Below are 22,900 nucleotides of genomic sequence, written 5' to 3'. Positions count from 1 at the left end.
TAGCAACGTAAGACATGGAGGTCTGATGTTACTAAGTATTGTGTCAATTTTGATTGGCGCCATTGTGGTGCCGCGTGAATATTCGTGGCTGTATTCTACTCATATCATTATCTTGTGTCTCTATTTAATCCGCTATCATCGCTTTTTATCCCTTATTTTAGTGTTAATTTCCTTTACTTCCATCGTGATCAATGGGTTTTATTCAGCGAATCCGAGCTGGCGCCCCAATACTGGGCTGCTCGTTTATGTCAATCTTAAAGAGAAAGTCCTTTATACCGACCCATTACCGACACAGCCTATTTTTGGTAAAGCAAAGGCTACTCTTGTTCTCACCATGCCAGATGGAGAACGCCAACGTATTACGAATGTGTCAATAAAAGCCATACCATCTTTTCGTGGAGAGACGCCATTTAGTGAACAGGGGGAGGGCAAAAAGGCGGTCCCGATGTTGGTTGGAAAAGTCTCCAGCTTCATGCTGCCGAATAAACAAGGTGGATGGGTAGAGCGGCAACTTTATATTGATCACCAGATTGTTCGCCTCTCGTTGCAAGATGTTCATTGGCTTAGTTATAAAGCAAATCAGGCTAGTCATCACAATAGCAGTATGGTTATTGAGAAAAATTCATTGAGGCAGCAGATTAATGCTTACTTTGATAAGCGTTTTGCTGACTTTGCGAGCTGGCGCTTCACGAAAGCCCTGTTATTAGGAAACAGTGATGACTGGAGTGAACGAGACAAATGGCTTGTTAGAGTGTTGGGGTTGGCTCATTTGTTTGTTGTATCAGGTTTGCATACGGGGTTTGTCTATGGCTTTGGGCGCTTACTAAGTCGTGGGACATGGCGATTGATGCCTGAGTCACTCTTGCTGTCCGGTAAGATGACCGCTTGGCGGTTGGATGCTTTACTGATTATTCCCTTGTTGTTTGCCTATGCGTATTTGACCAATTGGGGGGCGCCAGTGGTGCGAGCAGGGATTATGCTAAGTCTGTATTTGTTAACCAGAGCATCTGTTGTACGTTTGTCCCCGTATAAGACAGTCGGCTTTGCATTGTGGTTGATCTTGCTCATTGATCCAAGAAGTGTGCTTGAGCCAGGGCTATGGTTATCGTTTAGTTTGGTGTGTTTGTTAATTGGTTTTGTACAAGGTGAGAGAAAATGGTCGCGTCTGCTGGTAATGCAAATCATGTTTTCTACTGCATCCTCGGTGTTAATTCTCGGTTGGCAATCTGATGTCTCAGCCGCCACAATTGTCATCAATATTATCATGATTCCATTCGCTGCGTTTGTTTGGTTTCCAGGGGCGATCATCGCCTGTTTGGCGTGTTGTTTGTTTAACAGTCTCTATTGTTATGCATTGCTCGACTCATTATTAGAGCCTGTTATTCATGGTCTTGAGGTCGTGGCGTTTCATTGGCCGCTGCTATCATTTGAGTTGGCTTTCTCCGATCTATTGAAAGTTTTTCTGTTGGGTATACTGGCTTTTTGGGTATGGCAAACGCCACTAAAACGCGGATGGTTTGGTGTGGTGGCTATTTGGGGCGTACTCTTATTGCCGCGTGGTTTCTTTGCTGGAACGCCATTGTTAACGGTATGGCATGTAGGAAGCTATCTGGTAGCTAAGCGCGGAGGGGAACTACTAATGTCTGATCATTGGCATGACAAGGTGTCCAGTCAGTTTATTGATCCCTGGATTAGCGATTCCAAATCTACTCCGAGGATATTATTACCCAATGCGTATAAGAAAACCCTGTCAGCAAACAGTCTAATAAAAAACCACATTGACTGGGTGTTGCTTAAGAAGGTCCCTTCCAAGACGATGTTGGCGCGCTTATCTGCATTACAAGTGAAATGGATTGTTGTGCCAATTGATGAGAGGTTGCAATTTCGTAAAGTGAATCATCATATTTATGTCTGGCATCAGGCTTGTTCTTTTGCCTTTTTTCTCTTTAAATCTGACACTTGCAAGCGTGTTGAAACGTTAGAGTTTGTGTTAAATTAACAAGAAATTTAGAAGGGAGTGCACAGTGTTAACCTTTATTCAAACTGGTGGCTTTTTTATGTGGCCTTTATTGGCTTGTTCTATTTTGGCGCTTGCGATCATTCTTGAGCGTTTTTGGGCGTTGCGTCAGTCACAAGTCACCCCCAAAAACTTACTATTAGAGGTGATGACACGTCTTCGCGAAGACAAAATGAACGTCGAGTTTATTCGTTCTCTGCAGGCTCAGAAAGGGTTGGGCGCGATTTTTGCCGCAGGTTTGCTCAATTCAAAGCATGGGCGTGTCGCCATGAAAGAAAGTATGCAAGAGGCTGCGAGTCATGTCATTCATGAACTTGAACGATTTATGAATCTGTTGGGAACCATTGTCGCCGTCGCGCCGCTTCTCGGTTTGCTTGGTACCGTAGTTGGTATGATTAAAGTTTTCTCTGTTTTGATGGAGCAAGGAGCGGGTAACATGGCTTTGCTTGCAGGTGGTATTTCCGAGGCATTGTTAACCACAGCGGGGGGGCTTGGTGTGGCGATCCCCGCGCTTATTTTCCATCGATATTTCAGTCGCCAAATTGATGTATTGGTTGTTTCAATGGAGCAGAAGTCGACAAAGCTTGTCGATGCTCTTCATGGTGAAAGAGAACCAAAATCAGGAGCTAAACAGTGAAATTTCGTCGTCAAAAATTAGATGACGTGCAAATCAATTTAACGCCTTTGATTGATGTGGTCTTTCTGTTATTGCTGTTTTTTGTCATCAGTACCACCTTTAATCATAGTTCCGAGCTAACCATTGATTTGCCCTCTTCTGAAGCAGGTGCTCCTGCGAATGACACCAGTAAAGATGTTGATATTGTGGTGACCGCAGATGGTCAATATGTGATTAATGGTCAAACACTGATTAATGAGAAAATCAATACGTTAGTGCAAGGCATCAAAGAGGTCGCTCATGGTGATTACTCCCGACCTTTAATAATCACGGCGGACGCTAAAGCCCCTTATGAGATGGTGCTGAAAATTTATGACGCGGCCTCTCAGCTGGGTATTACAAAAATTGCTCATACAACACAAAAAGAGCCAGCTAAGTGAGCCTAGAATCGTTACTGACCCGTTCTTGGTATGGTGGGGCCAAATGGACGCAGCTTTTTTTACCTTTGATACCTCTTGTACGACGTATTGTGGAGAAAAAACGGGCGGTCTTCTTGGCAAATCCTGCTCTGTCGTATACGGCTCCCGTTCCGGTTATTGTTGTGGGGAATATCAGTACGGGTGGAACGGGTAAGTCTCCCATGGTGGTGGCTTTGTGTGAATGGTTAAGGAGTGAGGGCTTTAAGCCCGGTATTGTGTCTCGTGGTCACGGTGCCAAATTGTCGGCGCCAACAATTGTGACAGAGTCAAGCTTTGCACAAGATGTCGGCGATGAGCCTGCTATGTTGGCAGGCCGTACTCAGTGCCCAATGGTGGTTTATCCTAAGCGTGCTGAAGCGGTAAAATGCTTGCTTGAGCGGTTTGACGTGGATGTAGTCATCAGTGACGATGGTATGCAGCATTATGCGCTGAATCGAGATATCGAAATGGCGATGATTGATGCACAACGTGGTGTCGGGAATGGTTATTTATTGCCAGTGGGGCCGTTAAGGGAGCCTGTCGAACGTTTGGCGAGTGTGGACTTCATTGTTAGTATAACGGAGCAATTGACCGCCAAATTAAATAGCTTGCCTTTTCAGGTGATCCCCGCCGCGCTGCAAAGTGACTGCTTATTATCCTTGGATGGCTCTCGCTCACTCTCTTTTGAAGAAGCATTCATTAAGGGGGATAAACCTTGGCATGTGATGGCGGGGATTGGTAATCCAGAGCGGTTTTTATCAACTTTAAAATCTTTGGGTTTGGATAAAGTAGGCAGTGCGCGTTGGTTTACTGATCATTATGGCTATAAAGCAGATGATATACCAAAGCTGGGTCCTGTTATAATGACGGAAAAAGATGCGGTAAAATGTAAAGCATTGTCTCTAGCTAATGATGAAGTATGGTTTTTGCCTGTTAGGTTGGAACTACCTGCTGAGTTGAAGACGCAATTGCTTCAAAAATTAAACAACATTCAAAATGAGAAACGCCATGAATAAAGTACTATTGGATATCTTGGTCTGTCCTGTGACCAAAACACCGCTGATATTGAGCAAAGACGGCTCAGAATTGATTAGTAAAGTGGGGGGGATGGCTTATCCGATTCGTGACGATATCCCTGTACTGCTTGAATCTGAGGCGCGGACATTGACGACTGATGAGCGTTTGGAATCCAGTTCTTCAAAATGAAACGCATCAAAATATTAACGGTTTGTTTGGGAAATATATGTCGCTCACCCGCTGCGCAAGGCATTTTAGAGTCTTGTGCAGCTGAGTATGGTGTTGACCTTGAGGTTGATTCGGCTGGGACGGGGGCATACCATGTTGGTGAGCGACCTGACTCGCGCTCCATTAACGCATTAGCCGATATCGGGATCAATATTGCCACACAAAAGGCCAGAAGGGTGGTGTTAGAGGATTTCGATTATTTTGATTGGATTCTCGCGATGGACAAGGACAACCTTAAGCACTTACGTCAATTGCAACCTGAAAGTAGTCGAGCCAAGCTGGTTATGTTTGGTGAATTTTCTGACGGCGTCTCTTTTGGTGAGGTTGGCGATCCCTATTATGGTAAAGAGGATGGTTTTGTGAAAATGCGAGAGCGTTTGAAACTCATGTCTCAATCTTTTGTTGAGCACCTTGCTGCTCGCTCCTAACTTCAATTAACAAGGCTGTAATGTCATGACTGACGATTCCCTTGAAACCTTTTTGCAACCACAGTTTATTCAGGAAAATGTCTCCTTAGCGTCCTACAATACCTTCCGTTTTGAGCATAAAGCACAATATTTTGCCGAGATTGATAGCCTTGACCGCTTGACTAAGGCATTACGTTGGGCAAAGCGTGCTGAAATTCCCGTGACCGTGATTGGGGGTGGGAGTAACTTACTCATTAGTGATGAAGTGCTTGGGCTTGTCTTGATTAACCGTCTAATGGGGAAAACGGCTGAAACATCAGGCGACAGTGTTTTTTTGCAAGTAGCATCGGGGGAAAACTGGCATCAGCTAGTGGCTTATGCGGTTGAGCATCAGTGGTATGGCATTGAAAATTTAGCACTTATTCCTGGTACCGTGGGTGCTGCGCCTGTACAAAATATTGGTGCCTATGGGGTTGAAGTTAAGGATGTATTAACACGTGTCCAAGTCTTAGATGTTATGTCAGAGACGCTTGAGTGGCTGTCAGCAGAGTCTTGCGGTTTTGCTTATCGAGAGAGTCATTTTAAAGGGCGTTGGCAAGGACGGTACATCATTACCGCTGTTGAGATGCAGTTGCACTGTTTGCCTTCCTATTCTCTTAACTATGGTGGCCTTAAGCAGCAAATCCAAGGTGAGGTGACGCTTGCAAAAGTGTTTGATGCCGTTTGTGAGGTGCGCCAAAGTAAATTGCCGGATCCCGCCAAGCTTGCTAACGCTGGCAGCTTTTTCAAAAACCCTATTGTTGGTGCTGAGCAACATGAAGAGTTAAAAAGGCGCTTTCCAAATTTGGTGTCTTTTCCTTTTGGCGAGGCGTTTAAATTAGCGGCGGGGTGGTTGATTGACCAGGCTGGCTGGAAAGGGGCTATTCACAAGGGGGTGGGTGTCTACGATAAGCAGGCTTTAGTGCTAGTGAATTACTCAGAGCATAAAGCGGATGCATTGTTAGAGCTTGAATCTAAAATCAAGCAATCAGTATTGGATAAGTATGGTGTGTTCTTGGAGCGGGAACCTGTTAAATTACCTGCAGTAGATGCCATGGCAAGTGTCGTTGAAGGTGGTATTCAGTGAAAATTGGCGTATTGGATTCTGGCGCAGGTGGTCTGACCATTCTCAATGTTATTCGAAAAAAAGTGCCTGCTTTGGATTTACTCTATTTTGCGGACTCTGCCTTTGCGCCGTATGGAGAAAAAAGCCCAGAACAGATTCAATCTCGTTTGATTAAGATCGGAGAGTTCTTTGAGCAGCAAGGTGTTTATGCCATCGTTGTAGCCTGTAATACAGCCACTGTTGCCGCTATTGATACGTTGCGTGCTCATACTCAGTTGCCCGTTATTGGTGTCGAGCCTGCCGTGAAGCCCGCTTTTCGAGTCAGCAAAAAGCGTCATGTTGCGGTATTAGCAACGCCATTAACAGCACAAAGTCATCGTTTAAAAGAATTAATCGAATTGTGGCGGTCAGATAGTAAGGTACAAATTATGTCGAGCCCCACACTGGCCTTTGAAATTGATCAGTGGCCCGCTTCCGAAGTTGTGGTTGATAGGTTGATCAAAGAGCTTTGTCAGCATATGTTGGAAGCAGAAATAGATACGTTGGTTTTGGCTTGTACCCATTACCCTTTGGTAAAGCAAATTTTTATTCAGTATCTTGGTGAAAACTGCGAAATCATTGAGCCAAGTGAAGGAGTGACAGCCCAATTATATCGTCGTCTCCAAGAAACTTATCCATTAGAGGTACAAGGATTGGCGGCGTCGGAGCATAGAGGCAGCATTGAGCTGATTAGCACAAAAGACATCGCCAAAGCGCAATCTTTACGCTGCTGGGTGGAAGATCAAACAGCAACGCTAGATGTTCGTAGCACGTCCATTGCACCTACCTTTTCCTCCATGGGGAAGTCTAGTCATTCAACAAGTGTCGTGGAGAGTCAGTCACTTGTTGAATGACTAGAGAAATTTACGCTTTTTCTTAAATTCCTAATTTTGATTTTACTTGGCTTAAAGCAGGTTGACCGTTATAGGTCTTTACCCCATCCAACCATTTGTTCAACACGTCAGGATGGGCTTTTATCCATTCTGTTGCGGCGGTTTTTGCTTTTTTACCCTCATCTTTTTCGGCTAGCATAATTTCATTTTCCATCTTCACACTGAATTTCAAGTTGTGTAGAAGTTTGCCAACATTGCCACACTCCTTAGTGTAACCTTTACGTGTGATGGTCTGGACGGTTGTATTCCCACCATAGTTAGGGCCAAAATACTTGTCGCCGCCACTTAAGTATTTCAGATGAAATCTTATATTCATGGGGTGTGGTTCCCAAGCAATAAAGACAATAAATTTGTGGCGTTTTACGGATCGGGCAACTTGAGAAAGCATACCTTGCTCGCTGGATGCCACTAATTGCCAGTCTCCAAGGTCATAATCTTTATTATGGATCATGTTTTGAAGGGTTTGGTTGACGGCGGAGCCAGCTTCAATACCATAAATGCGGTGATGGAATTTTTTGCTGAATTTATGTAGGTCGTTAAAGTCTTTCACTCCATCATCGTAGACATATTTTGGCACCGCAAGGGTAAACTTGATTCCCGTTAAGTTAGTGCGAATCACATTGATATCGTCTGCGTATTTTTTAATATAATGTGCTTGAACGGGCATCCAGTTACCCTGAAAAACATCGATTTTACCTGTTTTCAAACTCTCAAAAACAATAGGAACGCCCAGCAACATAATATGAGTTTTGTAGCCTAATGCTTTTAGTAGTGTTGTTGTAATGGCATTGGTTGCACCGATATCTGACCAGCCAGGATCAGCAAAGGTCACCGTTTTGCATTGCTCTGGCTCAGCCGCTGATGCGACCAAGCTTGCAGCCAACAATGTTGTGCCTCCCGCGATTTTTAACCAGTGTTTATAGTGCTTTTTCATTGTTCCTCTCCTCGTAATCTTCGACCGGAGTCTCTTGGTTTTATTATTACTTTTTTATATCAGCGCATAATTCCATGTTCTTTTTTGTATTCATCAAGTGTTTGCATAATGCGGATGAGGCATTCATCTCGTTCTTTTATCAGGTCATTTATGCTGGCCCCGTCCGCTTGATTTAGGCAACCTTGAATCATGTCCTCTTTTAGTTTTTGAGTTAATTCAGGGGCTTCGAGGCGGGTCCAGGGTTCTTTGAGAGATTCTTCGAAATGATCCAAAAGGTGAGCCATGCCACCTTGACCTCCACCCAAGTGATACGTCAGGCAGTGTCCCATAATGGCCCAGCGTAGCCCTGGGCCATAGGCGATGGATTTGTCTATATCTTCTACGCTACATTCACCATTTGCCACCATATGCAGGGCTTCACGCCATAATGCCTCTTGTAAGCGATTGCCGATAAAGCCGGGTAATTCTTTGTTCATCTTGGCCACTTTTTTCTCAATGTGCTCGTAGAAATCCGCTGTCCAGTCCACTGTTGCTTGACTGGTTCGCTCGCCGCCACATACTTCACAAAAGGGCACAAGATAAGGTGGGTTGAAGGGGTGCCCTACAACGAATCGTTCTGGAGCTTGGGTTAGCTCCGTGGTCATACTGGACATGCTAAATCCAGAGGTGCTGGAAATGACAATCGTGTCTATGGGTAAGAAGTCATCTAATGCTTTAAAGAGTGCTTTTTTTTGCTCCAGCACTTCTGGTGTGCTTTCTTGAATCACTTGAACTTGTCCTGCCATTTCTTCAAGTGTTTCAACAAAGTGCAAACGGTTTTTACTGGCGTTATTTCGTAAGCCTAGTTTTTCCATGGTTGGCCAGGTGTTTTCAATTGTGGCTAATAATTTTTCTTTCGCATTCGGTCCTGGATCGTAGGCAATAACATCCATTCCCATGCGCAAAAAGTGTAGGGCCCATGCACCACCGATCACACCGGTACCAATCACACCGACAACTGAAACTTTATTTGGGTCTACTCGTGCCATGATGTTCTCCTTATTGAATACCGCGTAAACGTAGTTTTTCACGGGCCTCAGAAGGGGTAAGGACTCGTGTACCAAGAAGCTCTGCTAAGTGCACTGCTTTGTCGACAAGTTGACCGTTAGTGGCGAATTCGCCTTTGCGTAAATAGAGGTTATCTTCCAATCCAACACGAACATGCCCTCCTAATAACATGGCTTGAGCGGCCCAGGGGATTTGTTGGCGACCCAGGGCAAAGGAAGTCCACTGTGTTCCTGAGGGCAACATATCAACCATTGCTTTTAGTAGACTCATTTCCGGTGGTGCTCCCCAAGGAATGCCATGGCAAAGCTGGAAGAGGGCATTGTCTGGTAGTAATCCTTCTTTGGCCATTTGCAAAGCAAACCATAGGTTGCCTGTATCAAAGATTTCCAGTTCGGGGGTGATACCCAGCTCAAGAATGCTTTTCGCACCTTGACGTAGCATATCTGGGGTGGAAACGTAGACTAGATTGTTGTCGCCAAAATTAAGAGAGCCACAATCCAGCGTACACATTTCAGGTTTGAGTGCTTCTATGTGGCGCAAGCGTTCTTTTGCACCAATAAGATCTGTGTCGCTGGCAAACAGGGTTGGAGCATCATCAGGTCCCAGAAACAAATCGCCGCCCATTCCAGCAGTCAGATTTATAATGACATCGCAACTGGATGATCGAAGAATGTCGCAGACTTCAGCATAAAGGTCGACACGACGAGAGCACTGTTTTGTCTCTGGGTCGCGAACATGGATATGAGCAATGGCGGCACCTGCATTCCAGGCTTCTATTGCAGCATTGGCAATTTCATGGGGGGTTACCGGGACATATGGACTGCGGTGGGCAGTATTGCCAGCTCCCGTGACAGCACAAGTAATAATCACCTCGGAATTCATATAAGATCCTCACACAAGCTAACTAGGGCAGTGTTTTTGGCGGAGCTTTCGTGTAGAAATGCAAACCGCTAAAAACACAATACCGAGGCGGGAGGAATTATTTTTAACAAAACCGAAGATAAATAGACGTATTTCGACGGTTGTCAGCGTTCATCACTGGGTTTTTTGAGAAATTCTTTTTGGTAGCAGCGGGAGAAGTGAGAGAGTGATTGAAAGCCGCAGGACTCCGCTATTTTTGTCACACTGTCATTGGTTTGCTGTAACAGACTACGAGCTAAGTTCAAGCGAATGCGTCGATAATAAATAAGCGGCGAGGTGTCTAGGTAATGTTTAAACAGACGTTCAAGTTCGCGTTCGGAGATTTGTACGTAGTTGGCAAGTTCGGCAATGGAAAGAGGCTCTTCAATGTTTCTTTCCATTAATGCAACGGCACCTAGTAAATGTTTATTACGACAATCCAAATGCTTGATAGGACTCAATTTTTGTGGACTGTGGTGCTCTCGAAGTTGCGAATAGATCAATGCATTGCTGACGTTCGACGAGAGTTGGTGTCCATGTTGTATTTTGATAATGTGCAGCATCATATCCAAGCCGGACAATGCGCCTGAACAAGCAAAACGTTTACGATCGATCACATACAGTTCTTGCACGAAATTAACATTTGGAAAGAGAGGTGGCGTTGTTTCCAAAAGCTCCCAATGAAGCGTGCTCTTATAACCATCTAGCGCTCCGGCGGCCGCTATCAAGTGGGCCCCCGTATCTTGTGCGCCAATATAAGCGCCAAATGCCGCTTGCTTACGAATAAAGCCTAATATATGACGCTGCGTATAAAGATTTGGTGACGCGCCACAACAGATAATCAAACACTCACATCTGTCTATATCCTTGATGCTGGCGTGACTGCGAATTTCTATATTGTCACTGGTGGGGACCATTTCTGAAGCTTCCGAAACCAGTGTCCAGGTATAAAGTGGTTCATTGGATAAACGATTAGCATGACGCAGTGGTGCCAGCATGGAGGTTAGGCCAAATAGCGAAAAGTTAGGTAAAATTAAAAAATGAATGTGCTGAGAAAAATTATCTTCTTTGCGATTAAACACGAGCCCACCTTTTATCGAATTTACGCACTATCGTTCCTGCCAAAATGAGCGATGAATCATCGAATATTATCAAATTGCGGTGAGTAATGTTTATTAGAATAATGCTTAACCTTTCAATAAAGTAAGAGGAAAGCGTAATGGCAACAAATGCCCCCATTGTTTTTGAAGGTAAAGTTCTAGCAGAATGGATTGATTATAATAATCATATGAATGACGCCTACTATGTTGTTGCGTTTAGTAAAGGGATAGACGGTTTTATGGATTTGATTGGTCTTAATAGGGATTATCGCTCAGCCCATCAACTCTCCATTTATACGCTGCAAAGTATGACCCATTATCTTAATGAGGTGTCCTTAAATGAAGGTTTTGTGATTAGATCTCATATTGTTGATCATGACGCGAAGAAAATACACTTATTATTAATAATGGAGCATGCCAGTACAGGACAGTTGCTGGCCGCAATGGAAACCATGTTATTGCATATGGATATGGCAAATCACAAACCCGCTCCGTTTACCGCCTTTATTTTGGATAAGATTGCGGCATTATCGATGGTTTTTGATCCTGAGGAACATCAAGGGCTAATTGGAGCAAAAATTGGTATTCGCCGAAAAGTGTCATAATAGGCGGCCATTGATTATTCGCTAAGAGACAATATTTCTCTATTTTGTTGTGAAAAAATAAAGAAAATAAAAACCGTATTGTAATGGCCCTAAGAATATTGCAATCGATGGTTAGGGGTCACAAAAAAGCCCGCTTTAAGCGGGCTTTTTATGTTTTATGGTGAAAACTTATTCTGTTTCAGATGTCTCCGTAACGGTATTTTCTTCTGTTTGAGCAGCTTGTTCTTCAAGTCTAGGATCATTTTTCACCCGACCTGTAGACGATCTTCGACGAGATGACGAGCTACTCTGACGCTTTTCTGCCAGTTCTTGCTTCATTTTTTCCTGTTGCGCAAGAATGGCTTCAGGGAGCTCAATTGGCTCTTTAGGCGCTGTAGTAGGCTTTGCTGTAACCGTTTTGCCACGTCCTCGGCGAGGGGTACGAATGCGTCGAGCAGAACCATTAGTGGAATCTTCTTGCGCGCTTTGCTCTTCTGATTTAGTAGGCGCTTCTGTTGCCGTGTCGGATACAGCTTCTTCTTTGGATTCTTCCACGCTTTCTACTTGCTCTGTTGCTTCAGAGGCCGTGTTTGCGGCTTCAGGCTCAGACGGCTTACTTTCTTCTACTAACACTTCTTCTGTTTCTGCAGAGGTTGTCTGAGAGTCTGTCGTTACGGCATCACTTTCTTCTGCTTCAGACGATTCCGGTTTTGCTTCACTTGATTCTGCTTCTGCTGTTTCAACTGGTTGTTGTGTGACTGCGACTGGCTCATCAGCAACAACTGGTTCTTGAGAAGAAGCGGTCTCTTCGGTGATATCAGCGGATTCAGCTTTCTCAGCCGATTCCGTTGTTTCGGCTGGTTGTGCCTGCTCAGTACTTTCAGTGGATGACACTTCAGTTTGCTCTGCTTGAGATGGTGTGGCACGGACATCGCCTAATTGCGCTTTCGCAGACATTTTTGGCTTGGCAGGGCGTGGCTCAGGAGCGACGTTTGCTTTTTCTTCAGTCTCTGTTGTTACGGCACTGGTCTGTTTGACTTCTGTCTCAGCCTTCTCTTCGCTCACGGTATCCGTTTGCTCAGCAGCAGTTTGCGGAGCTTGTGCACCGGCAATCTCTTCAGTGGCTTCAACAGGTTGAGCTGCTTCAGATGCTGTTTCTACAGATGCCTTCTCTTCAGATGCCGTGTCGTCAGAAATATTGCTTTCAGGTGCATTGTCTTCAGATGCTTTTTTATCGAAAGAGGCTGCTTCTTCTGTCCGAGCTGGCTCTTGAGTCTCAGGCGCTTTTTCCTGTTTGCTTTCTTCCTGAGTGGCTTGCTCTACTTCACTTTCTTCGTTTGTGTTGCTGTCCTCATTTCTGTTAGCAGGCTTACGAGAACGGCGAGAACGACGAGAGCGACGCTGAGGCGTACCATCTTCGTTACTTGCTTCATCATTGCGACGTGTTTCTTCTGCTTGAGCAGCAGCTTCGACTAAAGCAGCATCTTCTTGCTCTTTTAGTTTTTCGGCTTCAATGGCTTCCTCTTTGAGCTTGCCGCTGCGACGGATGTTTTCGTTTTTCTCGCGTTTACGCTCAACAACTTCTGGAACAAACTTCTCTTGACGTGGTGCCTTAGTAGAGACGTCTTTCCTGTCGGATTTCGCCTCTTGAGACTCTTGCTTGTTATTCGCGCGTGTATTGGTGTTGTTGCGATTACCTTTCGCGCTAGCTTCCGCTTGCTCACGACGAGATTGACGAGTCGAACGACTATTTTCTTTACTTGCCTCAGCTGCATTATCACGATCAGCATTTTGGTGCTTACTGCGTTTATTGCGATTATTACGGTTCGCATTTTTGCTGGCTGGGCGTTCATTGTTGCGATCGCGCTCAGTATTTCGTTCACCACTATTGCGCTCAGTTTTTGCTGCAGGCTTGCTGGTTTGCGCTTTGTTTGCAGGCGTTGATTTCGCAGCAGGAGTAGGCTCAGGTTCACCAAATAGCGCGGTTATTATGCGCTTGAGTAAGCCTGGTTTTTGTGTCGTCACGCTCTTCGTACTTTGTTCTGCAGGAGAGGGGGATGCCACAGTATGAGCTGGCGCAGGGGATTTAGGTGCAATGCTGGTGACTGCTGCTTGTGGTCGAGCACTTTCTTTAACCTGACGAGGTTCGTAAGGTGGTTGTTCTGGTGTTTCAACCAAGGTGTAGCTGTTTTCATTTTGCGAGACAACTGAACTGTCATCACGAATACGTTCAACTTCGAAATGTGGTGTCTCCATGTGCGGGTTGGGCACTAAGATAATATGAACGTTATTACGCTTCTCGATTTTCGCAATGTTAGTGCGTTTTTCGTTCAGCAAGAAGGTTGCCACAGAGACCGGTAATACGGCACGGATCTGAGCCGTACGCTCTTTCGAGCACTCTTCTTCGATAAGGCGAAGTACCGACAGGGCCAGAGACTCAACATCACGGATGAAGCCTTGGCCATTACAGCGAGGGCAGACGATGCCACTGGTTTCGCCAAGAGAAGGGCGCAAACGTTGACGTGACATTTCTAATAAGCCAAAGCGTGAAATTCGACCGAGCTGGACACGGGCACGATCCGCTTCCAGTGCATTTTTCATGCGGTTTTCGACTTCTTTTTGGTTACGAACGGGGGTCATATCGATAAAGTCAATGACTACCAAGCCGCCAATGTCTCGAAGACGTAATTGACGGGCGATTTCGTCAGCGGCTTCTAAGTTCGTTTGTAGTGCCGTTTCTTCAATATCACCGCCTTTTGTGGCGCGGGCAGAGTTAATGTCGATAGACACAAGGGCTTCTGTTGGGTCTATAACGATAGAGCCACCCGAAGGTAAACGGACTTCACGTTGGAAAGCTGTTTCAATCTGAGTTTCGATCTGAAAGCGGTTAAATAGTGGGGTAGAATCCGTGTACATTTTGATGCGCGATTTGAAATGCGGCATGACTTGCATGACAAAGTTGATGGCATCTTGGTAAGCGCTTTTTTCATCGATTAATACTTCGCCGATGTCTTCACGAAGGTAATCGCGAATCGCACGAATGACAATGTTACTTTCTTGGTAAATTAAGAATGGAGCAGGTTTTTCCGATGCGGCTTTGGTGATGGAACTCCATAGGGTATCTAGATAATCCAAATCCCATTGCAGTTCTTCTGTAGAGCGACCAACGCCCGCAGTACGGACAATCAAACCACCGTTTTCTGGCGTATTAAGACCAGACATGGCTTCTTTGAGTTGTGAACGGTCATCGCCATCGATACGGCGGGAAATACCGCCAGCGCGAGGATTGTTTGGCATCAATACCAAGTAACGACCAGCCAAACTCACAAATGTGGTGAGCGCAGCACCTTTGTTACCACGTTCTTCTTTATCAACCTGTACGATAACTTCTTGGCCTTCGCTTAACACATCCTTGATGTTGATACGGCCATCGTGGTTCGATTTTTTAGAAAAATAGGTTTTAGAAATTTCTTTTAACGGAAGGAAGCCATGGCGTTCCGCGCCGTAATCTACAAAAGCAGCTTCTAAGCTTGGTTCAATACGAGTGATACGGCCTTTATAAATATTGGCTTTTTTCTGTTCGCGTGAACCAGATTCGATATCAAGATCATAAAGACGCTGTCCATCGACAAGGGCGACTCGCAACTCTTCTTGTTGAGTTGCATTTATTAACATTCTAATCATTATATATGTGAACTCTGTTAGCTGATGCGAACAAATGTTCAGTGAAAGAGAGCCACAGTTAGATGCGCTGACCCAAGTCTTGAGGTGCTATTTCGTTGTATTTAGCAAAGGAGTGCGCGGTGCGTTTATTAAAATAAAACGTTTTTATGCGGTCGCCGCCAAATCAATAACAAAAAGTCTCTATACCAGTCTCGTTTTTTGCGTTTTTACCAAACGACGCGAACGCACGGCCATGCAACTAATGAAAAATTCTTCCACTGAGACAGAATTATCCGAATCATGCGGTTTATTATTTAAGCTTAACTGTTACAGAGGTAAGATAGGGGGCCGAAGTGTCGCTTCGGCTATATATTTCATTTTCAGCGTCTTATCTTCGAGGTGTTTTGTTGCCTCTTACCCTCTGCGAATGTGAATATAGCAGTAAAAACTAAGTGCTTCAATTATAAAGGAAACCAATCTTTGGTTATGTCGGATTCAGAACAAAATTCAGCCCCTCGTCCAGCGGTTCGTTATGTCACCATTGATGACAATAATTCCGGTCAACGAATCGATAACTTCTTGGTTACCTTACTAAAAGGTGTTCCAAAGGGAAAAATTTACAACCTACTTAGAAAGGGTGAAATCCGCGTTAACAAAAAACGTACAAAACCCGATTATCGATTGGTCCATGACGATATCGTTCGTATTGCGCCTATTGTGGTTGCCCCGGAGTCGGAGAAACCCACATTGCCAGATCGTTTAAAAAATGATATCGAGTCGCGCATTGTCTACGAAGATAAAGGGTTGATCGTCGTTAATAAGCCATCAGGTCTGGCGGTGCATGGCGGCAGTGGCCTCAGTTTTGGTTTAGTGGAAGTGATTCGTCAGATGCGGCCACAAGAAAAATTCATTGAGCTTGTTCATCGATTGGATCGAGATACCTCGGGTTTGATCATGATCGCTAAAAAACGCAGTGTTCTGAAAGAATTGCATACAGCGCTGCGGGAAAAAGAAGGTGTACAGAAAACCTATTTAGCACTGGTTTATGGAAGTTGGCCCAAGCGCAAGCTTCAAGTGAATGCGCGGTTGCTGAAAAATGAACTTAAATCTGGTGAGCGGATTGTTAAAGTTCATACTGATGGCAAAGAGAGTTTAACGCGCTTTAAGTTGGTCAGACAATTTGAAGGGTATAGTTTAGTGGAATGTGAGCCCGTTACAGGACGAACACATCAAATTCGTGTGCATACGCTTCACGCAGGTTATCCCATTGTCGGTGATGACAAGTACTCGCCTTCAGAGCGCTTAAAAGAAACTAAAGCGTTGGGCTTTAAGCGCTTGTGTCTACATGCAACACGCTTAGACATTATGTTAAATGGTGAGCGTATGCTGTTTGAGGCGCCTCTAGATAAAGAATGGCAAAGCTTAATGAATGAGAAGCTCGAAGCAAAGTTTGGGTGATGTTTAGCTTGAATTAATAGAAAGGATTGGTAAATATCAGTCCTTTTTTTATTTTTACGCATCATATTGACCGGATGGTCAGTAATTTTAGTTACATAAGTATCTAAAGTGTCAGAATTCATACAGTTGAATTTCTCCATGCTAGAATCGCGCCGACATCCCACCCTTGAGTGGGAGCTTATCGATTTTGGAAGGAGTTGAGATGAAAGTTGGTGGTATAAACATTGTACCCGGGATCATTTCAGTGGTGCTGACATTGCTGATTTGGTTTGTTATCCCAGTGCCAGAGGGTGTATCTGCGAATGCGTGGCATTTGCTTGCTTTGTTTGTCGGAACCATTGCGGCGATTATCGGTAAGGTGATGCCAATCGGTGCGATTGCGATAGTGGCGATTGCTCTGGTTGCTTTGACTGGTGTGACCAATGCAAATCGATCAATTGCGATTAAAGATGCGCTAAGTGGTTTCTCTAACTCTTTGATTTGGTTGATTGGGATTGCTGTTATCATTTCGCGTGGTTTAACCAAAACAGGGTTGGGGCGTCGTATTGGCTACGCCTTCATTTCTGTTTTTGGTAAAAAAACCATTGGTGTCGGTTACGCCTTAGCCTTGTCTGATTTGGTTATTGCCCCAGTAACCCCTAGTAATACAGCCCGCGGTGGGGCCATTATTCACCCCATTATGAAATCCATTGCGGCAGGCTTTAACTCCTCTCCAGAGCAAGGGACCTCTCGTAAAATTGGTCACTATCTATCTTTGGTCAGTTACCACGCGAACACCATCACGTCGGGTATGTTTATCACGGCGACTGCACCCAATCCGCTGATTGTGAAATTGATTGCCGATGTAACCGGGGCGAAGATCAGTATTACATGGGGAACATGGGCATTAGCCGCTTTATTACCTGGTTTAGTGTGTATTCTTCTTTTACCAATGATTATTTATGCGCTGTACCCGCCAGAGTTAAAAGAAACCCCTGACGCCAGCCAGCAAGCAAAAGCGAAATTGGCAGAAATGGGGCCAATAGCTTACGGCGAAAAAGTCATGATTGGTGTATTTGCTATGTTGCTGCTGTTGTGGGCAAACATTCCTGGGATGATTTTTGGTGAAGCCTTTGCTGTGAATACCACAACAGTGGCTTTCATGGGGCTCTCTGTGTTGTTGGTTACCGGTGTCTTGACTTGGGAGGATGTGCTCCAAGAGAAGTCTGCTTGGGATACCATTGTCTGGTTTTCCGCTTTGGTCATGATGGCAACCTATCTAAACAAGCTAGGTTTAGTGCAATGGTTCTCTCATGTCATTGAGGGCAACATTGCAGGTTTTGGTCTAGGTTGGGAAGCGTCTGCTTTGATTCTTGTCTGCGTCTACCTGTATGCCCATTACTTTTTTGCCAGTTCAACGGCCCATGTGACCGCCATGTTTGCCGCTTTTTATTCTGCAGGTTTAGCGCTAGGGGCGCCACCATTATATCTTGGTCTTCTACTTGCGGGGGCTTCTTCTATTATGATGTCACTGACACACTACGCAACGGGAACCTCGCCAATTATTTTTGGTTCTGGTTACGTTAGCATGGGGGACTGGTGGAAAGCGGGCTTTTTGATGAGCGTGATCAACTTAGTGATTTGGGGCGTGGTGGGCGGCCTGTGGTGGAAGGTGCTTGGTTATTGGTAATAATGGATTGAGTGGCGCGAAGAGGTTGTCTAAATACTCTTGCGCCTGATAGAGAAAGAGTGGTGCTAGCTTTTTCTTGTACTGTTTTGCCTTAACTCTTGCTTGGGTGTGGGGGTTAAGGCTTTTTATTTTTCTGTATGTTGTGTTGTCTGATTAAACAGCGGGATGTCCTCGCCGATGATGTATTTTTTGCGCAAGAGTTCTGAGGCTTTGTCCATAAGCATTACTAATAAGACGAGAACCAGTGTAATAAACATCACCACGTCCCAGTTCCAAAGTCGCATATTTTCCGCGTAGACCAATCCTATTCCTCCAGCACCCACGAAACCAAGAACCGCTGCCGAACGGGTATTGGACTCTATTTGGTAAAGTGTTAGGGCTAAAAATTGCGGAAAGGACTGGGTAAAGATACCAAATCGGTGCTTTTGTAGGTGATTTGCTCCCAAGGCGCTTAATCCTCGACTGGGGCGCTTATCAACCGCGTCGTGGCTTTCAGCATACAGTTTGCCCAGTAACCCGGTATCTTGAATAAATATCGCCATGACACCGGCCAGGGGCCCCATACCCACGGCACGAATAAAAATCATCCCCCAGATTGCCATGTCTATCCCCCTCATAATGTCAAAAAGACGTCGTATGACAACGGAAATAGAGGCTAAAACAAACGTGTTCATCACCCTTCGAGAGGCTAAAAAAGAGAGAGGGAGGGCGAGTAATGTTGCTGTGAAAGTGCCAGCGAAAACAATGCCTAATGTCACTGCAATTTGTGTAAAGTAGTAGCCAAATGGCCACTGACTGACATTGCGCCAAATAAACATTCGAGCAAAATATTGCCCCAGTTTATCAAGCCCTTGAAACATCTGTTCTGGTGTTAATCCATTGAAATAAAAAAAGAAGATATAATACAAGAGGATAATAAGGCCCAGACATATGGTGATCACCATATGTCTTCTTCTGCTGGCATAGATTGCAGCATATTGCCGCTCATTATTAGAGCGCTCTGATGTTGATATTGTATTGCTGTGATTTATCATACTGACATCTCTTTTAATAGACGATGACGTAACTTACCGGATATAAAATCCAGTAATGAGACAACGAGAATAATTTGTATGAGCACAATGCTGACCTGATCGTAATGATCGAGTTTAATTGACGTCATTAGCTCTTGACCGATACCCCCGCCGCCAACCAAGCCCAAAATAGTGGATTGACGAAAATTGGTTTCCAGGCGCATAAAGGTATAGGACATAAAGGTGGGTGCTACCTGAGGCCACAGTCCATAACGCATTCGCATTAATCGGCTGGCCCCTAAAGCACGAAGGCCGCGGACGGGTTTGTCAGAGGCAACTTCCACGGTCTCATAAAACAATTTTGTTTGGCATCCAAAGCTGTGTAGAAATAGAGCAAAAAAGCCTGGGATGGGGCCAACGCCAAACGCCATGACAAACATAACGGCCCAAGCAAGTTCCGGCATTGTTCGACAAAACGCAGCAATAGAACGCAAGCCATAACGTAGTGACCAATGTATTTGCGTGTTATTGGAAGCAGGAAAAGAGGCAAAGGTTGCCATTAAACTTGAAAATAAAGTCGCGGCAATAGCAATGGCAATGGTTTGTCCTAATAAAGGGATCTGAATATTTAAGCGATACCCCCAATAGGCGAAAGACCCCTTGGTATGACCATCAGCAAATAAAACCGGAAGATGCAGAGTCGGCAAAATATCCGACAGGTAGTCAAAAAAATGCGGTATGCCTTGCCAAACGACTGATAAACTAAATTCGGATAGATAACCTGAATAAAAATAGACGATTAAAATTCCGATAGACCAAAGTAAACTCTCACGTTTTTGACGTTGTCGAATACGTTGATAATAAGATTCAAATGTTTGGCTTGGCATATCCCGCGTTTCTCTTTTAATGGCTGCGTTTGGTCTTTGCTGTTTCTGCTGGAATTAACGATTACCTTGCATAAGCTCACGTTTTAGATCGATTATGTTTTGGTAATCTTTGACCGAAGCTGGAACCATATGAACCTTACCGCCTGCTGATTTAGCAAAGCAGCTATGGTCATTTTTATCGAGATCATAAAGCGCCTGAGTTAATTCTTTTTTGAACTTAGCAGGTAGGTCATGACGGATAATCACTGGGCCATTTGGAATTAATGGGGATTCCCAGATAATGCGAATTTTTTTCATCAAATCAGGCTGATCTACACGCATTAAACGCGTGAAAGCGCCGGCGGTATAACCTTTATTATAATCGCCGACCATGGATGTCCAAGTCACGGCGCCATCAAACTGTTTATTTAATACGCCCAAAATATCTTGTTCATGACCGCCAGAAAAAGTCGTTGAACTGAAAAAATGGTTGTAGTCGTTGTCTTTGTTGCCACCAAATTTTTGTTTAAAAACATGGTTCGGTATCAAAAATCCCGAGGTTGAATCTGGGTCAGCAAAACCAAAAGAGTGGCCTTTTAAATCCGCCAATTTGTGATAAGGGCTATCCGCGCGAACGATGACCACAGAGTGATAACCTTTAGATTGATCTTTGTCATCTGCAGTAATACCAATAATATCAACCGCTTTAGGATTGTTGATATAAACAGAAGCATAGCCTGACGGAGACATATTGATAACGGCATCGATTTTGCCACCGATGAGTCCTTGAATAATGCCAGAGTAATCAGATGAATTACGTAACTTTGTATCAACATTCAATTTTTTATCTAAGAATGCTTTGACACATTGATTATCGCCGATTTGCTCAGTGGCATTTTGACCACCTAAAATGCCTAAGTTTAATTCACGAACAGCGGCAGAAGCGGTGGCACTGTAGGCTAAAATCGTCGAGCCTAAAAGTAGGCTAATGAGTTTGGTTTTCATTGTCTGAATATCCTCGTTGAGATAAGTATTATGAGTGCCTAAGAGGCCGGGTTTGCATAAATCCGTTGCTGAATGTCCTCGGTCAGTCCATCTGGTGAGCCGTTATAAATAATTTCTCCTGAAGCAATGCCAACAACGCGGGAACAGTATTGTTTCACTTGTTCGATGGAGTGCAGGTTGACCATCACCGCAATATTTTGTGCGCTGATTTCTTGTAGAGCTTCCATGACTCGGTGAGTGTTCTTGGGGTCTAAAGATGCAACTGGTTCATCGGCTAATAAAATACGCGGTGTTTGCATCAATGCTCGGGCAATGGCAACACGCTGACTTTGACCTCCAGATAGGTTTTCCGCCCTCTGTAAGGCATGGTTGATTAGCCCTGTCCATTCCAATAATTCAATGGCACGTTCCACATCTTTCTTGGGAAAAAATTTAAATAAAGAGCGCAGCGTACCCGTATCGCTTAATCTTCCTAATAGCACGTTAGTGATCACATCTAATCTAGGAACCAAACAAAAATCTTGAAAAATCATGCCGCATTGAGAGCGCCAATGGCGCAGTGCTTTGCCTTTTAATAAGTGGGCTTTTTGAGGCGTATCGCTATCGGGAAAGGCGATGATGTCGCCACCGGTGGTGCTGATTGTGCCATTAATCATATGCAAAAGTGTCGATTTTCCCGCGCCAGATCGCCCAATGATGGCCACCAACTCACCTGCGTATAAATCCATACTGAGTTTTTTAATAACGGGATGATGGTTTCCATAACTTTTATCCAAATTGACAATGGAAAGAAGTTTTTCAGGTTGCATATGATTTTGTTCCGATGAGTTTTAATAAAACCAATAGAACATATTTATCTTACATTTTTATTAAATAAAGATTTTATAATGGATGAATAAAAAGTTTTATAAAATAACTGGATGGATTTTATAAATAGCGAACGTAATGAATCATGGCATATTAAAATGCCATTAAAGGGGGGGGAGAATGTAAGATAAAATTTTTAATATCGTTTTATCATATATTTTTAATGTCTTCCTGATGAAAATTCTGTGTTTTGATATATTGTCAGTCCATCGCTGGCTATCTTTATATTGGCTGGTAAACTTTCCTTATGTTCTAACAACCAACAATCGAGTCGATGACTAATGTGGGTCAGTATCATTTGCTTGGGCTCTAGGGTGTTATACATCCAAAGGGCAAGGTTGATGTCGTTATGATTTCTTGGCGCGGTTGGAGTCGGTGGCTCGGAACAATCTACTATCAGACAGTCGAGGATTTTGTTTCTTAAAAAAGCCAAGCTAGCATCTGGTAATCCTACGGTATCCGTCAGATAGGCGAAGGTGAAACCGTCTTTTTCGATCACATAGCCCAAGGTAATTTTAGAGTGAATCAAGGGTAAAGGCGTAATGGAAAAATCCTGAAGTTGAACGGTATTAAATGGAATAAAAGGCGCTTGAAAATCCAGTACGCCAGGATGTTTGTAGAGATCGTCTGCGCCTTTTTCATCATCCGGCCGAAAGACTGGAATTTTCTGCGCTCTTTCTGACCAGCGAAGATGAAATAACCCTTGTACATGATCCATATGAAAATGCGTCAACACAATGCGTGTTATCTCTTCGAAGTCGTAGCGCTCAGCCAAATCACTAAAGCCTGCATCGATTAGTGTGGTGCCAAGTTCCGTACGAATCTCAAGGCTACAAGGGCCACGGCGAAAGGAATGATCTCGTCTGGCGCGCTCGCAGGCTAGGCAGTGACAACCCCACACAGGAACCTGTGCCGCGTTGCCTGAGCCAAGAATACGAATCGTTAATAGAGATTTCGCCGCTTTGGTTTGCTCTAAGATTGGTCTTTTCTCAGGTCGCTTTAGCATATGACTGA

21 protein-coding genes are annotated in these 22,900 nt (G+C 44.3%); 11 read left to right on the top strand and 10 right to left on the bottom strand.

Translation table 11 applies throughout. From position 1 onward, the window contains the following. Positions 1-25: 25 nt before the first annotated feature. The 8 genes from AC0VYI_RS13660 to murI are packed head-to-tail and all read left to right on the top strand — an operon-like array spanning position 26 to position 6,741. Positions 26-1,999 (top strand): ComEC/Rec2 family competence protein, encoded by a 1,974-nt coding sequence (locus AC0VYI_RS13660; protein WP_475443543.1) that lies wholly within the window; start codon positions 26-28, stop codon positions 1,997-1,999. Positions 2,000-2,024: 25 nt separating this feature from the next. After that, entirely contained in the window at positions 2,025-2,654 is a 630-nt protein-coding gene (locus AC0VYI_RS13655) for a MotA/TolQ/ExbB proton channel family protein (RefSeq protein WP_199475846.1), read from the top strand. Further along, positions 2,651-3,073: an ExbD/TolR family protein gene (locus AC0VYI_RS13650; RefSeq protein ID WP_199475845.1), complete on the top strand. Its 423-nt coding sequence runs from the start codon at positions 2,651-2,653 to the stop codon at positions 3,071-3,073. The genes AC0VYI_RS13655 and AC0VYI_RS13650 overlap by 4 nt, the downstream gene beginning before the upstream one ends. Beyond that, positions 3,070-4,107, top strand: coding sequence for a tetraacyldisaccharide 4'-kinase (gene lpxK, locus AC0VYI_RS13645; RefSeq protein ID WP_475443542.1), 1,038 nt, complete (start codon positions 3,070-3,072; stop codon positions 4,105-4,107). The genes AC0VYI_RS13650 and lpxK overlap by 4 nt, the downstream gene beginning before the upstream one ends. Continuing rightward, positions 4,100-4,297, top strand: coding sequence for a Trm112 family protein (locus AC0VYI_RS13640; RefSeq protein WP_475443540.1), 198 nt, complete (start codon positions 4,100-4,102; stop codon positions 4,295-4,297). Before lpxK ends, AC0VYI_RS13640 begins: the two co-directional genes overlap by 8 nt. Then, on the top strand, positions 4,294-4,764 hold the full coding sequence (locus AC0VYI_RS13635; RefSeq protein WP_475443539.1) for a low molecular weight protein-tyrosine-phosphatase: 471 nt from the start codon (positions 4,294-4,296) through the stop codon (positions 4,762-4,764). Before AC0VYI_RS13640 ends, AC0VYI_RS13635 begins: the two co-directional genes overlap by 4 nt. 25 nt (positions 4,765-4,789) lie before the next feature. After that, complete coding sequence (gene murB / locus AC0VYI_RS13630) at positions 4,790-5,869, top strand: UDP-N-acetylmuramate dehydrogenase (RefSeq protein WP_199475842.1); 1,080 nt, start codon at positions 4,790-4,792, stop codon at positions 5,867-5,869. Next, positions 5,866-6,741 (top strand): glutamate racemase, encoded by an 876-nt coding sequence (murI, locus tag AC0VYI_RS13625; protein ID WP_475443537.1) that lies wholly within the window; start codon positions 5,866-5,868, stop codon positions 6,739-6,741. The genes murB and murI overlap by 4 nt, the downstream gene beginning before the upstream one ends. A gap of 22 nt (positions 6,742-6,763) precedes the next feature. Here murI and choX read toward each other — a convergent pair whose 3' ends face one another. The 4 genes from choX to AC0VYI_RS13605 all read right to left on the bottom strand — a co-directional run bounded on the left by choX (position 6,764) and on the right by AC0VYI_RS13605 (position 10,743). Then, complete coding sequence (gene choX / locus AC0VYI_RS13620) at positions 6,764-7,714, bottom strand: choline ABC transporter substrate-binding protein (RefSeq protein WP_475443535.1); 951 nt, start codon at positions 7,712-7,714, stop codon at positions 6,764-6,766. A 59-nt stretch (positions 7,715-7,773) separates the two neighbouring features. Continuing rightward, positions 7,774-8,742 (bottom strand): 3-hydroxyacyl-CoA dehydrogenase NAD-binding domain-containing protein, encoded by a 969-nt coding sequence (locus AC0VYI_RS13615; RefSeq protein WP_475428321.1) that lies wholly within the window; start codon positions 8,740-8,742, stop codon positions 7,774-7,776. Between the two features lie 10 nt (positions 8,743-8,752). Further along, complete coding sequence (locus tag AC0VYI_RS13610) at positions 8,753-9,643, bottom strand: beta-keto acid cleavage family enzyme (RefSeq protein WP_475443533.1); 891 nt, start codon at positions 9,641-9,643, stop codon at positions 8,753-8,755. Between the two features lie 143 nt (positions 9,644-9,786). Continuing rightward, complete coding sequence (locus AC0VYI_RS13605; RefSeq protein WP_475428319.1) at positions 9,787-10,743, bottom strand: GlxA family transcriptional regulator; 957 nt, start codon at positions 10,741-10,743, stop codon at positions 9,787-9,789. Between the two features lie 137 nt (positions 10,744-10,880). Between AC0VYI_RS13605 and AC0VYI_RS13600 the strand changes: the two genes are divergently transcribed. After that, the gene (locus AC0VYI_RS13600; RefSeq protein ID WP_475443531.1) at positions 10,881-11,366 is read left to right on the top strand and encodes a thioesterase family protein; all 486 of its coding nucleotides are present in this window, start codon (positions 10,881-10,883) and stop codon (positions 11,364-11,366) included. Between the two features lie 168 nt (positions 11,367-11,534). Here AC0VYI_RS13600 and rne read toward each other — a convergent pair whose 3' ends face one another. Beyond that, positions 11,535-15,029 carry a ribonuclease E gene (gene rne, locus AC0VYI_RS13595; RefSeq protein ID WP_475443530.1) on the bottom strand — a complete coding sequence of 1,165 codons (3,495 nt, stop codon included), beginning with the start codon at positions 15,027-15,029 and terminating at the stop codon, positions 11,535-11,537. 465 nt (positions 15,030-15,494) lie between these two features. Here rne and rluC point away from each other — a divergent pair, with 465 nt between their 5' ends. Both rluC and AC0VYI_RS13585 read left to right on the top strand, forming a co-directional pair. Further along, positions 15,495-16,466, top strand: coding sequence for a 23S rRNA pseudouridine(955/2504/2580) synthase RluC (gene rluC, locus AC0VYI_RS13590; protein ID WP_475443528.1), 972 nt, complete (start codon positions 15,495-15,497; stop codon positions 16,464-16,466). Between the two features lie 202 nt (positions 16,467-16,668). Then, positions 16,669-18,135 (top strand): DASS family sodium-coupled anion symporter, encoded by a 1,467-nt coding sequence (locus AC0VYI_RS13585; protein ID WP_199475838.1) that lies wholly within the window; start codon positions 16,669-16,671, stop codon positions 18,133-18,135. 125 nt (positions 18,136-18,260) lie between these two features. Here the strand turns inward: AC0VYI_RS13585 and phnE (AC0VYI_RS13580) are convergent, their stop codons facing one another. The 5 genes from phnE (AC0VYI_RS13580) to phnP form a co-directional block, all read right to left on the bottom strand. After that, a complete protein-coding gene (phnE, locus tag AC0VYI_RS13580; RefSeq protein ID WP_475443526.1) occupies positions 18,261-19,169 on the bottom strand; it encodes a phosphonate ABC transporter, permease protein PhnE in 909 nt (302 codons plus the stop codon). Then, positions 19,166-20,035 (bottom strand): phosphonate ABC transporter, permease protein PhnE, encoded by an 870-nt coding sequence (gene phnE, locus AC0VYI_RS13575; protein WP_475443525.1) that lies wholly within the window; start codon positions 20,033-20,035, stop codon positions 19,166-19,168. Before phnE (AC0VYI_RS13575) ends, phnE (AC0VYI_RS13580) begins: the two co-directional genes overlap by 4 nt. A gap of 54 nt (positions 20,036-20,089) precedes the next feature. After that, positions 20,090-21,019 carry a phosphonate ABC transporter substrate-binding protein gene (gene phnD, locus AC0VYI_RS13570; protein WP_475443523.1) on the bottom strand — a complete coding sequence of 310 codons (930 nt, stop codon included), beginning with the start codon at positions 21,017-21,019 and terminating at the stop codon, positions 20,090-20,092. Positions 21,020-21,057: 38 nt separating this feature from the next. Beyond that, entirely contained in the window at positions 21,058-21,828 is a 771-nt protein-coding gene (gene phnC / locus AC0VYI_RS13565; protein ID WP_475443521.1) for a phosphonate ABC transporter ATP-binding protein, read from the bottom strand. A 218-nt stretch (positions 21,829-22,046) separates the two neighbouring features. After that, entirely contained in the window at positions 22,047-22,892 is an 846-nt protein-coding gene (gene phnP / locus AC0VYI_RS13560) for a phosphonate metabolism protein PhnP (RefSeq protein WP_475443519.1), read from the bottom strand. Between the last annotated feature and the right edge of the window lie 8 nt (positions 22,893-22,900).

Source organism: Marinomonas sp. 63XJN7_9_ISO-PGPR-S23-217 (genome assembly GCF_056173515.1).
The sequence above is the reverse complement of the archived record's forward strand: the minus strand, read 5'-3'. Positions and strand labels throughout refer to the sequence as shown.